Source organism: Phormidesmis sp. 146-33 (assembly GCF_052939515.1).
The window spans coordinates 20704-34096 of record NZ_JBJPHU010000025.1; the positions used below are offsets into that span (position 1 = coordinate 20704).

Below are 13393 nucleotides of genomic sequence, written 5' to 3' on the forward strand. Positions count from 1 at the left end.
CAAACCCGATGTCCTTGTGTAGTGGTTAATTGTAGCGGTGAAAATAGCGAGGATACCTATTTTCTTAAAAAAATACTGACAATTCTTTAGATTTTTTCTTCTAAAGGCTGACAAAAGGTTTGCACCCCTGTCTTGAGAACGTAGATAGCCACCGGGATGACCAGATTAGAGGGAATTTCGGTATCGGCAGCGATCGCGTCCATCACGTCGCCTGACAGCCCATCTTCTAGCCCTTCTTTAATCTCGGTATGACAGAGAATATGTCGCCAGCGTTTGGCTAACCCTTCGATCCAGCGCTCGTTGGTGTCGGGTTCTTGCCCCGCTCGAATCGCTAATGAGATTGCTGCATCTTCTAAGTCACCGTCACAGTCCTCAATGACTCTCAACGCTTCCAGAGCAGCGGGGTGGTCAGCTAATTCTGAGCGAAAAAACTCAAGCTCTTGAGGCGTGACAACAATCAGAGTCATGGTGCGATGAAATTATGCTTCGGGGTCTAGTTCTTATGATACGAAAGGGATGAGGGAATGGGTCGGAATTTCTCAAGTGGGGTTGAGATGAGTGACGATCGTCTCCACTGTCAATTGAAGCGATGTGATCATAGTCTTGAGATCTGCCACATCACTGCTCAAATGCTCTAATCGACGTTCGATCGCTTTCAGGTCGGGTTGGCTTGTTTGCCAAAGTGAACATTTGAGGGCTGAGAGAATCTTTTCAACGGTCGAAAAGGTTGGTTCGTACTGAGGATCATTCAAAATGCGGTGAATTTGTTGCGTATAGCCCAGGGCGCTTCCTCCATGCTCTTTGGCGATCTCTGCCGAAATTTTGCGAATACTCATGCCCTGAGTTTTCATCATTTCTCGAATCACCTCCACCACTTGTCCTTGCATAAATTTGCCTATTCCACTACTCTTTTCTGAAGAACTTGAATCAACTGAGTGACCTGCGCCGATCGGTGAGGGTCATTTTTTTAATTGCGAACGCGATAAAGTTTTTTTGCTGCGTTGCTGGCAAATTTGCGGTTTAACGTCCCTCACGGCTGGGGAAATCGAGGAGCGTTTCTAAATTTGCAGGCGATTCATCGAACTGAAGTTAGTTTCACATTTTCAAACGTGAAAGCTCCAAACGTGAAAGCTCAAACGTAAAAGCAGCAGAACTTGAGTTGCTCCACTGCTTATCCTTGAATCATTGACTGAGATTACAGACCAACCAATTCGCGGGATTCGAGTCCGGTTAGCTGTTGGGCGATCGTAAGACGGGTTTCTAGTTTGGCGACGCTAAACTCATTGCGTAAATGCTCTAAATGAGCCAGGGCATTCGATTTTTCGGTGGTGGCCCGATTGAGAGCATCGACGGCGCGGGAGTATTCTTGGTTGACTTGCAGCACTTCAAATCGGCGGGCTTTGCGCTGGTTGTCATTTTTAAGCGCAGTTTCAAAAGCCACCACCATATCGGCATTGCCTTCTAATCGAGCGATGTGTTGACGGACTTCAGCAATGTGTTGCTCCAATTCATTCACATGTTGGGCAGCTTGAGCGATCGCGGCGGGATATTGACCTAAACGAAGTTTCATGACGGCATTCCTCGAAGATTGGGTGTGGTCAGTAGCGGACTGAGCGTTTAATCAACGCTGGACTACGAACAACGGACAAAAAGCAGCCCTTAAGCCACGAGTTCTTGAAGCTGGGGGAGCGCCGATCTCTCCGAGTTACCCGCAAGGGGTCGAGTTGGCAACTCGTGCGTGTGAACTGGCTGGGAGGCAGGAGCCGCTTTTTCTAAAACTTGGACTTCGATCTTGACGGCGACCAAATAAGAGCCAGCTTGCTCACCCACGGCTTCGGCAATCAGTTCGGCAATGGCGGGGCGATCGGCGGTAATGGGGTCACGCAAAGAGCAACGATCCCATTCGTACTTGGCGGCGGGGTCAAGGTGCAGAATGTAATGTTTGGTCATGACATGAGAACCTGAATCATTTGTACTATTGTAGTTCAAAACCACAACGATTGACAAGGGGAAGAGAGGCGGGAGGGGTGAGGCAGGAAATCAGGCGGCGACTCCTTGCGGGTGACTCGAAGCGATCGCGGCTTCTCGTTTGGCTTTAGGAGCGGCAACAGGGGGCTTGGAGTTAAGACCAAACTGTTTGGTGTCTTGTCGATCCCAGTAAGCGAGAGCTTTAGCTAAGTCGGTGTGACCTAGAAGCTTGATTTCGTAAGGTAAATGGGTGATAAATTGACTTTTTTGTAGCTGAAAAAGATAGCCAGAAACCGTCAAACGTTGGGCAAATTTTTGGGCCTGAGTGATGTTTTCAAAGCCGAAGTAGCAAAATGCTTGGGGCTTGATTAGCTGAAAAGGCAGCCTGACCACTAAAACTCTGGGGGAAAGATATTGCCCAACTCGTCCTCTTTGTAAGGAGAAAAAGCGACCAATTTGCATAGATTGAAGCACTCTTTTGTATAGATATATTGTAGCCAATGCTCACTACAGATTTTGGGGTTTGGGTGGTGCAATTACCGTCTTCAAACGCTCCGACTGGACGCAGGATCTTACCCGTCAAGGGTGGCTTTCCGACTTCAGTTAAGATTGAGAGAGGTCAAGTAAAAGCACTGAGGATTAAAGTTGGCATTCGCTGAGGGCGATCTCTTTGAGTCAACTCCAAAAGGTCGCTGACAAAGTTTGCTCACACCAGGCTGAAACCTGCTTGCGATGGGGAAACAACTCAACTGATTCCTATTGTAGTACACACGTACTGAACAATGTAACGACGGAGTGGTTCAGTTGACAGGTTTAAAGAATCTTTACAATTGAGCAGAGATTTGTGCCATGCTCATTAAGCGCAGAACAAGCTTCTGGTCTGGACTTGACTTACTTATGGAACCTGATGAAGGATAAATCGGGGTTCATAGCCTCTTCAGGGATAGTCTCCGTATACGCAAACTCACGCTTTAGCAGACTCTTGTCCGCCTGGTCTAATGCATGGTGACTGGCATCGCGATCGCTTGCGGCTGATTTAAGACGATCGCCTGCGGGGCACTCAAAGCGATCTCACCTGTGTTAGATTCACCCTGAGAAATAAAGGTGGCTGACTCTGGAGTAGATCACTCTGAAGATTGCAGGCTAACTTTTTAAGAGGGGAACGAATCCCTCACACCCACATTTGACTTTTCTGAGGAAACAACTTCATGACTGCAACTCCCGTCCGGGCGAAGTACGAAATCAAAGACATCTCGCTTGCGCCTCTTGGTAAACAGCGGATTGAATGGGCTGGGCGGGAAATGCCTGTCCTCAAACAGATTCGCGATCGCTTTGCCCAAGAGCAGCCGTTTGCTGGAGTCAAAATTACTGCTTGCTGCCACATCACGACCGAAACCGCAAATCTGGCGATCGCCCTCAAAGCGGGTGGTGCAGATGCAATTCTCATTGCCAGCAATCCACTCTCGACCCAAGACGATACGGCAGCCAGTCTGGTCGCAGACTACGAAATTCCTGTCTTTGCCTTTAGAGGTGAAGATGCAGAAACCTATCATCGTCATGTTCAGATTGCGTTGGATCACCGTCCCAACATCATCATTGACGACGGCTGTGATGTCGTAGCCAGCCTGGTGCAACACCGCAAACACCAACTCGCTGACCTGATCGGCACGACCGAAGAAACCACGACAGGAATTGTGCGGTTGCAGGCGATGCTCCGCGATGGCGTACTGACCTTCCCGGCGATGAACGTCAACGATGCGGAAACCAAGCATTTCTTTGACAATCGCTACGGCACAGGCCAATCCACGTTGGATGGGATCATTCGGGCGACCAACATTCTCTTGGCGGGCAAAACGATCGTCGTCGCGGGTTATGGCTGGTGTGGCAAAGGCACGGCAATGCGGGCGCGAGGCATGGGTGCCAACGTAATCGTGACAGAGATCAACCCTGTAGCGGCGATCGAGGCTGTGATGGATGGTTTTCAGGTGATGCCGATGGCGGATGCGGCAGCGAAGGGCGACATCTTCATTACCGTGACGGGCAACAAGCATGTGATCCGGGGCGAACACTTCGACGTAATGAAAGATGGCGCGATCGTTTCCAACTCTGGTCACTTTGACATTGAAATCGATCTCGAAGCCCTGAAAGAACGCACCACTGATGTGCAAACCGTTCGCAACTTCACCGAAGAGTACAAGCTCAAGGGTGGCAAGTCGATCGTCGTTTTGGGCGAAGGTCGTCTGGTTAACCTGGCGGCGGCTGAAGGGCATCCCAGTGCGGTGATGGATATGAGTTTTGCAAACCAGGCGATGGCGGCTGAATATCTCGTCAAAAACAAGGGCAAGCTGACCCCTGGCGTTTACTCGATTCCTCAAGAGTTGGATCAAGAGATCGCTCGCTTGAAATTGCAGGCAATGGGCTTCTCGATCGATACCCTCAGCGCTGCACAAACCGAGTACATCAACTCCTGGACTTCGGGCACCTGATCGTTAGCCTGAATCGGTAAGGTTCTAGATCAAAAAGTCTGAATTGAAAAGGATGGGGGATTCAGTTTCCCTGTCCTTTTCTGTCATTTTGGGTGAGTGTTCTCCTAGATTTGCAACTCCTCAAAATTAAGCGTCTGGTACACTAATCCAAATGGTGTTCGGGGAGATTTTCTAAATGGTTAGAATTAGATCTTGAGAACATTATTTTTAGTGTTATCAACTCTTGTCTCCATCAAGTGCTATGACTGACTCTCAACCCAATCTAACAGAGCTTCGTCAGCAGCTAATTGAGAACTATCAAAACTTGGCGGCTCCCGATCGAGCGATCGTTCAGTTGCTTTCAGTCATCTATGAGCCAGTCAGTCGAACTGCATTTCTAAACTGCGTCAACCACACCGGGACACGAGATGCACGAGACAAGGCGTTTGTTAGTTCGACGTTGAAGGTTTATCTCGATCGCTTACTCGAATCTCAATTAATTATTCAGCAGGGCGGACAGGGGCCTCAGTGCAATCCGCTATTGGTGGAAGTTGCCACTCGTGATGCTCTAAAGGCGGGACGGTTTGAGACGTTTGTGAGTGCGATCGAGCGATTTTTACCCATTCCTCAACGCTGGAAAGACCAGGGGCCACGTAACTTTAAGAATGAACAACAACTGATTCGCGAAGTTCGGATTGGACTCTATCGCAAAGATGTTAAACACATCGAGCAACAGTTAGAAGATTACGAAAGATATAGCTACCATCTCAACAAAGTTTCAATTGGCGACATTCTAACGCGGGTTTGCAACAATCCCTTTGATGCCGATTGGTTTTGCACATTGCCCCAGGAATTGTATGAAACGGCCCTGATTTGTATTCTCAACGATTCGCTTCTAAATTTGACTCCTGCACCTGAAGCCTTTTCGCTGCTGCGATCGGAGTGTGAGAAAGCGTCGAGTGCCGACATGCAGCGCATTCTGCTTACCGAACAGTTGCTCCTGCGGGGTCAGTTGTCACAAGCTCAGGAAATCTGCGATCGCTTCTCTGAGCCTTACCGCACCCGCACCGCCGCTCTGAGAGGATGGCTACATTTTTTGCGGGGAGAAGATGACGCGGCAATTGGAGAGTATACGATCGCCCTCACCGCTCTCCAGAAAGGCCACGGCAAAAAGAAAGCTTACCTTCACTCAGTCGGTGGACTGTTTTTTGTATTAGCCTTGCTCAGAAAGGGATCGGGCGATAGTCTCAAACGAGCCGAAATCTACGCAGGGCTGGGACGACAAGCAAAACACTGGCTCAGTACGATCTATGTGGCGCTAGAAAAAGTCGCTCAATTTCAGCAGGGCGATCTCTCGCAAAAAGAGTTTGTAATTAGCCTGGCTCCCGACTCAAACAGCCACAGTTTAGAGATTCTGTTTCTGGCGCTGTGCGTTTTGTGGGTGGATGCCAACTATGCCAAAACTCATCTGCCTAAGCTGCTGGAGCCGTTTTATCGCAAAGCTGAATCCGCTGAATATCGCTGGCTCATGCTGGAAACGGGCGAAATTTTGTTGCGGCTCAAACCTCGCAGTCCATTAGGTAAAGTGCGTCAAGAAAATGGCATTGTTCCTTTGGCTGGTTTGATTCAACATCAGGAGCCGTGGGAACTCTGCCTGACTGCCTTGACCAATCTGCACAAAGACCCCCAGCCTGCCGCCAAATCTGAAACTCATCAACGTCTCGCCTGGTTTGTCACCTACTCAACGTCGGGCTGTCTGCTCCAACCACGTGAGCAAGCCCTCAACGCCAAAGGAGAATGGGGCAAGGGTCGCAATATCGCCCTCAAACGGTTGACCAATCCCAATAGTTTTAGCTATTTGACGCAGCAGGATGTTCAGGTCTGCTCTCACCTCAAAGCCTACAACTATGGTTACTACGGTCAGATCGATTATGCCTTTGGCGAACGAGCGATCGTTTCTCTCATCGGTCATCCACTCGTTTTTTGGGACGCAACGCCAGCGACGAAAATTGAAGTCGTCAAAGGAGAACCCGAACTCCTGGTCAAAAAAGGCAAAGGGGATCAGTTAACGCTACAGTTTTCACCCGACCTCAAGGGAGACAAAAAGATTCTCGCCATCAAGGAAACTCCGACTCGTCTGAAGGTCATCGAAATCACCGCCGAACATCGACGAATTGCGGAAATCTTGGGTAAGGAAAATCACTTACAAGTGCCCACAGCCGCCAAAGAACGGGTACTGGCTGCGATTCAGGCGGTCTCTAGCATTGTGACGGTGCATTCTGACATTGGGGGCGGTGTCGTTGCCGAAGAAGTGCCCTCTGATCCCAAACCTCACATTCACCTGTTGCCTGCGGGGACGGGGCTAAAAGTGGCGGTGTTGGTGCGTCCGTTTGCTCAAGGTGGCTCTTATTATCGTCCGGGGGCGGGTGGGGCGATCGTTCTGGCAGAGATCGAAGGTAAACGGCTCCAAACCACACGAAATCTGCGCGAAGAAAAGCAATTGGCCCAGAGTGCGATCGAGGCTTGTTCCACTTTGTCTCACTATGAAGAATTCGATGGAGAATGGCTCATTGAAGATCCAGAAGATTGTTTAGAGTTACTTTTAGAACTGCAAAATATAGCCGATCGCGTCATTTTAGAATGGCCTCAAGGTGAAAAACTGCGCGTCAGTCATCATGCTGGACTGAATGACTTTAAACTAAAAATTCAACGTCAAAATGATTGGTTTGATACCACAGGTGAAGTGAGGCTGGATGACGATCGTGTTCTCGATATGCAACGCTTGATGGAATTGGTGGGACAAAGTTCGAGTCGATTTATTCCGCTTGGTAATGGTGAATTTGTCGCCCTGACGCAAGAGTTTCGCAAACGGTTGGATGATCTGCGAACCTATGGGGACAAACAGGGAAAAGGGCTACGAATTCATCCTCTGGCGGCTTTGGCGATCGAAGACTGGATTGACGAAGTGGGCGATCTCAAAGTCGATCAACACTGGAAAGCTCACATTCAACGTCTCAAAGAAGTGCAAACCCTGGAACCAGAATTACCTTCCACTTTGCAGGCTGACCTACGCGACTATCAGATCGACGGCTTTCGCTGGATGGCGCGGCTGGCTCATTGGGGGGTCGGTGCCTGTCTCGCAGACGATATGGGATTGGGCAAAACCCTGCAATCGCTGGCGGTGATTTTGACTCGTGCGCCCCAGGGTGCCACGCTGATTGTCGCGCCTACCTCGGTTTGTATGAATTGGATGAGCGAGGCCCAACGATTTGCACCGACGCTGAATATGATTCAATTTGGGAGCGGCGATCGCCAAAAAGTATTAGATGATTTGCAGCCGTTTGACGTGTTGGTGTGCAGCTATGGCTTGTTGCAACAAGAAGAACTGGCGGAAAAATTGGCTAAAGTTTCCTGGCAAACGATCGTCTTAGACGAAGCCCAATCGATCAAGAATTTTGCAACCAAGCGATCGCAAGCCGCGATGAATTTGCAGGGCGGATTCAAACTATTGACGACGGGAACGCCGATCGAAAATCATCTTGGCGAACTGTGGAATCTCTTTCGCTTTATCAATCCCGGTTTGCTTGGTTCGTTAGAAAGTTTTAATCAACGATTTGCTACACCGATTGAGAAATATGGCGACAAACAAGCCCGCAACCAACTCAAAAAACTGATTCAACCCTTTCTCTTGCGCCGTACCAAAAATCAGGTGCTAGAGGAACTCCCGTCTCGAACGGAAATCGTGCTAAACGTCGAGCTAAGTTCTGAGGAAATGGCATTTTATGAAGCGCTGCGCCGAGAAGCCATTTCTAAACTGTCAAACAGCGATGCGGCCGCGGGACAAAAACATCTGCAAGTGTTAGCAGAAATCATGAAGCTACGTCGCGCCTGTTGTAATACACAGCTAGTCAGTTCTGATATGACGTTGCCCAGTGCCAAACTACAACTGTTTGGAGAAGTCCTCGCAGAGCTATTAGACAACCGCCACAAAGCGCTGGTATTCAGTCAGTTTGTTGATCATTTGCATCTGATTCGCGACTATCTCGATCGCCAAAATATTCGCTATCAATATCTGGATGGCAGTACCCCGGCGGGCGATCGCAAAAAACGAGTCGATGCCTTTCAATCTGGCAATGGCGATGTGTTTTTAATCAGCCTCAAAGCTGGAGGAACTGGACTCAATCTCACCGCCGCCGACTATGTAATTCACATGGATCCGTGGTGGAATCCTGCTGTAGAAGATCAAGCCTCCGATCGCGCCCATCGCATCGGTCAGCACCGCCCTGTCACCATTTATCGACTCGTGGCGGAGGGTACGATCGAGGAGAAAATCGTCAATCTCCACCACCACAAGCGCGACCTGGCCGACAGTTTATTAGAAGGAACAGAGATGAGCGGCAAAGTCTCCACAGATGAACTATTGCGGTTAATTAGTGAGGGATAAAAGAAGGAATAAAGGATGAATCGTTTACGGCTCAGAATTGACGTGTGGTGAAATGCCGCAATTGTAGATTTTGAAACGCCTATAAATCCTCCATAAGCCAGAGATTTTGAACTACAAATCTTGTCTTAAAGTCCCCCAAAACTGGCAGCTTGGGAGGCAGAAGCCCCAAACAACGAAGCCAAAAAACTCAATCAAGCAAACGTTATTAACTCTGGCATCTTTACCCTTCATCCCTCATCCCTCATCCCTCATCCCTTCTTTCATCCCTCATCCCTTCCCAGAAGGTCACTAACTTTAAGTGATCGGGATTTTTGATCAACTCCTTGGCTAACAAGTAACCCGCGATCGTCCAGGTCTGAAATTTTCGCGCTTCTTTGCCGATGAGCCGACCGTCTGGGCCATCGTAATATTCAGCCCATTGGTCTTGGACGAGCCGACGTTCTGCAACGGCGATCGCATGGTGAGCCAATTCGCCTCGACCCATTTTTTTGGCCGCCGCTGTCAACATCCACAAAAGAACGGGCCAGCTTCCGCCATTGTGATATGACCAGGGACGATTCTTGGGATCAGCCCCCGTGACGGTCTGCCAATCCGAGTTTTCGAGGGCGGGATAACAGAGCTTCATCGGCATCTGACCCACCAGATCGCTCCAGCGTAGCTCGATCAAGTTGAGAATTTTGTGCGATTGTTGTTCAGTCGTTAGTGACAGGATAACCGCCATCAAATTTCCCAACGAAAAGAAGCGGCAATCAAGCTGAGACGGGCCCAAATTACCTGCCAAAAAGCCCCCCGCTTCGGGCAGCCAGTTAGCCAACCGATAAAACGGAATCGAGTCAGAATAAATGTTGAATTGATTCAGCGCTTCTTCGCCATATTCTTCGACTTGAAAGCGATAGATCACATTTAGCCGCTCTGGATCTAGCCAATAGTGTTCTCGTAGTTGTTTGAGCAACGGATCAAGACGGTTTTTGACGGCTCGAATCATAAACTGGTTTGTCTGATTGGGAGTCAGCAACTCCAAACTCGCTTTGAGCGCACCATAAAACAGCGATTGAATATCGAGCGGATGTCCATATAGGCCCATACGACGATCGATCATACTAGCCGCATCGGGAACCAGCACCATCGGATACATATCAAATCGCGTCACCAAACACAGTTCTAAAACTAGACGAATGCCTTCTTGAAAATCTTCTCGCTCAACTAGCTCAGTGTCTTGAGTCGCAATCACATAAGCGCGCAGCAAAATCACCCACCACAAACAGGCATCCGCGGGAGCCACTCGACCGATCGCATGATCGCCAAAGTCTGCTTTGATATATTCTTGCCCGTTAAATGACGCAATTTTGAAACTAGCAGGCATCAAGCCACGACTGGGTTTTGAGCAGTCTAGCTGTCCTGTTTTGGGCTGTAATTTGAGCGTAACTTCTAAAAAATTGCGGACAATCTCAGGTCTGCCCTGCATCAAAAACAACAGTGCCGAAGAAATAAAATCTCGAATAAAACACTGGTCATAATTCAATGCCGCAATCTCTGGATCAAGGGCGGCGATCGTGCCCACGGGTTGTCCTTGATAATAGACAATGGATTCTTCAAGTGCTTGCCATGCTTGCTCTTCGATGGATAAATTGCCCAATCCTCGCGCCTCTCTAATAGATTAAAATTAAACCTCGTTCATCCTAAATCAATCGCCCCAGTTTCATCTGCAATTCATGAACAATTCATAGTCATTCACAGTCAAACTAGAACGCTAACGTCAATGCTAATTTCAAACTTAACCATTTACTTAACCATTTATTAGAGAAACACCAAGCTGAACCTCTAACCAACACAAACTAGAACCGTTCCAAATCACTCAGTGGAATCTTAACTAAATTTGTACCTTCCCGATCGAGAGCCACTTACGACACAATAGAGAAAATAAGCACGATCGCTCAAGGGGATAGCATGGCGGAATATGACGTTGTGATCATTGGAGGTGGGGTAACAGGAACGGCCCTCCTGTATGCGCTGTCAAAGTTTACTGACTTAAAACGAGTCGCACTGTTGGAGAAGTATCCGACGATCGCAGCCGTCAATTCTAAAGCAACCAACAATAGTCAGACGATTCACTGTGGCGACATTGAGACTAACTACACGCTAGAAAAAGCGCTAAAAGTCAGACGGGCCGCTCGAATGCTGGTGCGCTATGGGGAGCAGTTGCCGCCTGCTGTTCGAGACCAGGTGATCTACAAGTTTCCTAAAATGGTGTTGGGAATTGGCGATTTAGAATGTGAGCTTTTGCACCATCGCTATACAGAATTTCAGCCTCACTTTAGCGGAATGCAGTTTTTAGAGAAAGCTCAAATCGCTGAGGTCGAACCCAATGTCGTCAATCTCAATGGGCACGATCGCCCCGAATCTCTAGCCGCGATCGCCCTACTTAATGAATACACCGCCATCAACTACGGTACCCTGGCCCAATCCTTTGTCGATCAGGCGCAAACGACCGACAAAACGATCGACCTGAGACTCAGAACTCAAGTGCAAGCGATCGAGCCAGTCGGCGAAAACTACCGGATCACGACGGCTGAGGACACCTTGATGGCGCGGTTTGTAGTCGTCTCGGCGGGGGGACACAGCCTACTGTTTGCTCACCGCATGGGAATCGGATTGGAGTATTCTTGTCTGCCGATCGCGGGCAATTTTTACTTTACGCCCCAGGTTCTCAACGGCAAGGTTTACACGGTGCAAAACGATAAGCTGCCTTTTGCGGCGATTCATGGCGACCCTGATGTGACGGTGCCCGGTAAGACGCGATTTGGCCCCACCGCCCTGCCGCTGCCTTTACTGGAACGCTATCACCTGCGGACGTTGGGCGAATATTTGGAAGTGCTGCGTCTCGATGGAAAAGTGGTTAGCGTTTTGTGGGATTTGTTAAAAGTGCCTGACATTCGTAACTACATTTTCAAGAATATGGCGTTTGAAGTGCCGCTGGTTGAGCGTCGCCTATTTCTACAAGATGCTCGAAAAATTGTGCCCTCGTTACAGTTGAGTAATCTACAATTCGCGCATGGCGTGGGGGGAATTCGTCCTCAGATCATCGACAAAACGCAGCAAAAACTGATTCTCGGTCAGGCAGAAATCGACCCTGGAAACGGCATTCGATTTAACATTACGCCTTCTCCAGGCGCTACCAACTGCCTCAACAGCGCCAAACAAGATTTGCTGAGAATCCAACAGCATTTAGGATGTCGATTTGAGCGATCGTGGTTTGAGTCTGAAGTTGGCATCACTTAAAGTTCGGTGAGGTCGATTAAGTTTTTTCGCTGCGTTGTTTGGATCTTCTGCCCCCCAACTACCCATTCTGGGGGACTTTCGGATAAGAGGACTCGTTTACATCTAGCTCAAAGTCCCTCACCTGTGGGGGATTTAGGGGGCTTCCCGAATTCGCAACCGAAGTGAGGAATTTGAGCGCATTCACACCGAATCTAGCAAAATAAGTTGTCAAGCCGTAGTCATAACGAGTATGATTTAGAAGTCACCCAAAAGAGTAGCGTATGGTTAGGGTACAAGAAATCCCCATTCAAGCAATTCGTCGCCCTTTGTTTCGGCAAAACGATCAGACTAAAGTGGCGGCCTTGATGGAGTCGATCGCCCAGATTGGCTTACAAGAACCGATCGATGTGTTAGAAGTAGACGGCCAGTTTTATGGCTTTTCTGGCTGTCACCGCTACGAAGCCTGTAGTCGTCTGAGGCACGAAACGATTCTCTGCCGGGTCAGACGTGCGCCGCGATCTGTGTTGCAAAGACATTTAGCGTGAGGCGATTTGCTTAGAAACTTTGAGAATCTGACGCTTTCGGCTATTTTCTTAAAGGCAGTTAAATCACTTAAGCCTGCCGCTCTCTTTTCACAATTATTTGGAAGACCATTCAGGAGAAAACTATGGCAACTCAAACGACCAATCCAGTCATCGACATCGGTATCGAAGAATCTCAGCGCAAAGCGATCGCCGAAGGGCTTTCTCGGCTGCTGGCTGACACGTACACGCTGTATCTCAAAACTCACAACTTCCATTGGAACGTCACCGGCCCGATGTTTAACACGCTCCATCTGATGTTTGAGACGCAGTATACCGAGTTGGCGCTGGCCGTTGACTTAATTGCTGAACGCATTCGCTCGCTGGGCTTTCCGGCTCCTGGCACCTATAGCGAATATGTGAAACTTAGCTCGATCGAAGAAACCCCTGGTGTCCCCAAAGCCGAAGAGATGATTCGTCTCCTGGTGCAAGGACAAGAAGCGGTGGCTCGGACGGCGCGATCGGTCTTCCCCATTGCCGAATCTGCCAGCGACGAACCCACGGCCGATCTGCTCACCCAACGTCTGCAAACCCACGAGAAAACGGCTTGGATGTTGAGAAGTTTGTTGGAGTAGGGAGAACTTTGTTCCGCTTCGCGATGAGGGAGGAGGGATGAGAGATGAAGAAATTCTAGTCGTTCCGCATTCGTTGTTCTAAATTCATGCTGAACTTGCGAT

General features: G+C 49.0%; 12 protein-coding genes. 6 read left to right on the plus strand and 6 right to left on the minus strand.

Annotated elements, in window-relative coordinates; genetic code table 11:
- Nucleotides 1–86: 86 nt before the first annotated feature.
- From ACJ2PR_RS12405 to ACJ2PR_RS12425, 5 genes are all read right to left on the minus strand, one after another.
- Complete coding sequence (locus ACJ2PR_RS12405) at nucleotides 87–467, minus strand: hypothetical protein (RefSeq protein ID WP_446860252.1); 381 nt, start codon at nucleotides 465–467, stop codon at nucleotides 87–89.
- 72 nt (nucleotides 468–539) lie between these two features.
- Nucleotides 540–887, minus strand: coding sequence for a helix-turn-helix domain-containing protein (locus tag ACJ2PR_RS12410; RefSeq protein ID WP_446877215.1), 348 nt, complete (start codon nucleotides 885–887; stop codon nucleotides 540–542).
- A 308-nt stretch (nucleotides 888–1195) separates the two neighbouring features.
- The gene (locus ACJ2PR_RS12415) at nucleotides 1196–1570 is read right to left on the minus strand and encodes a hypothetical protein (RefSeq protein WP_446860254.1); all 375 of its coding nucleotides are present in this window, start codon (nucleotides 1568–1570) and stop codon (nucleotides 1196–1198) included.
- 89 nt (nucleotides 1571–1659) lie between these two features.
- Nucleotides 1660–1950: a hypothetical protein gene (locus tag ACJ2PR_RS12420; protein WP_446860255.1), complete on the minus strand. Its 291-nt coding sequence runs from the start codon at nucleotides 1948–1950 to the stop codon at nucleotides 1660–1662.
- Between the two features lie 90 nt (nucleotides 1951–2040).
- A complete protein-coding gene (locus ACJ2PR_RS12425) occupies nucleotides 2041–2430 on the minus strand; it encodes a hypothetical protein (RefSeq protein WP_446870834.1) in 390 nt (129 codons plus the stop codon).
- Nucleotides 2431–2468: 38 nt separating this feature from the next.
- On the opposite strand from ACJ2PR_RS12425, the gene ACJ2PR_RS12430 reads away from it, so the two are divergent.
- The 3 genes from ACJ2PR_RS12430 to ACJ2PR_RS12440 all read left to right on the plus strand — a co-directional run bounded on the left by ACJ2PR_RS12430 (nucleotide 2469) and on the right by ACJ2PR_RS12440 (nucleotide 8877).
- Nucleotides 2469–2627, plus strand: coding sequence for a hypothetical protein (locus ACJ2PR_RS12430; RefSeq protein ID WP_446877216.1), 159 nt, complete (start codon nucleotides 2469–2471; stop codon nucleotides 2625–2627).
- A 549-nt stretch (nucleotides 2628–3176) separates the two neighbouring features.
- Entirely contained in the window at nucleotides 3177–4454 is a 1278-nt protein-coding gene (gene ahcY / locus ACJ2PR_RS12435; protein ID WP_446870835.1) for an adenosylhomocysteinase, read from the plus strand.
- A gap of 241 nt (nucleotides 4455–4695) precedes the next feature.
- Complete coding sequence (locus ACJ2PR_RS12440) at nucleotides 4696–8877, plus strand: DEAD/DEAH box helicase (protein ID WP_446877217.1); 4182 nt, start codon at nucleotides 4696–4698, stop codon at nucleotides 8875–8877.
- 241 nt (nucleotides 8878–9118) lie between these two features.
- On the opposite strand, the gene ACJ2PR_RS12445 is transcribed toward ACJ2PR_RS12440, so the two are convergent.
- Nucleotides 9119–10513, minus strand: coding sequence for a glycoside hydrolase 100 family protein (locus ACJ2PR_RS12445; RefSeq protein WP_446870838.1), 1395 nt, complete (start codon nucleotides 10511–10513; stop codon nucleotides 9119–9121).
- A 311-nt stretch (nucleotides 10514–10824) separates the two neighbouring features.
- Between ACJ2PR_RS12445 and ACJ2PR_RS12450 the strand changes: the two genes are divergently transcribed.
- The 3 genes from ACJ2PR_RS12450 (at nucleotide 10825) to ACJ2PR_RS12460 (ending at nucleotide 13291) form a co-directional block, all read left to right on the plus strand.
- Nucleotides 10825–12156: an FAD-dependent oxidoreductase gene (locus ACJ2PR_RS12450; protein WP_446877218.1), complete on the plus strand. Its 1332-nt coding sequence runs from the start codon at nucleotides 10825–10827 to the stop codon at nucleotides 12154–12156.
- Nucleotides 12157–12416: 260 nt separating this feature from the next.
- Complete coding sequence (locus tag ACJ2PR_RS12455; RefSeq protein ID WP_446877219.1) at nucleotides 12417–12680, plus strand: sulfiredoxin; 264 nt, start codon at nucleotides 12417–12419, stop codon at nucleotides 12678–12680.
- Between the two features lie 122 nt (nucleotides 12681–12802).
- On the plus strand, nucleotides 12803–13291 hold the full coding sequence (locus tag ACJ2PR_RS12460) for a Dps family protein (RefSeq protein WP_446860262.1): 489 nt from the start codon (nucleotides 12803–12805) through the stop codon (nucleotides 13289–13291).
- The last annotated feature ends 102 nt before the right edge of the window (nucleotides 13292–13393 follow it).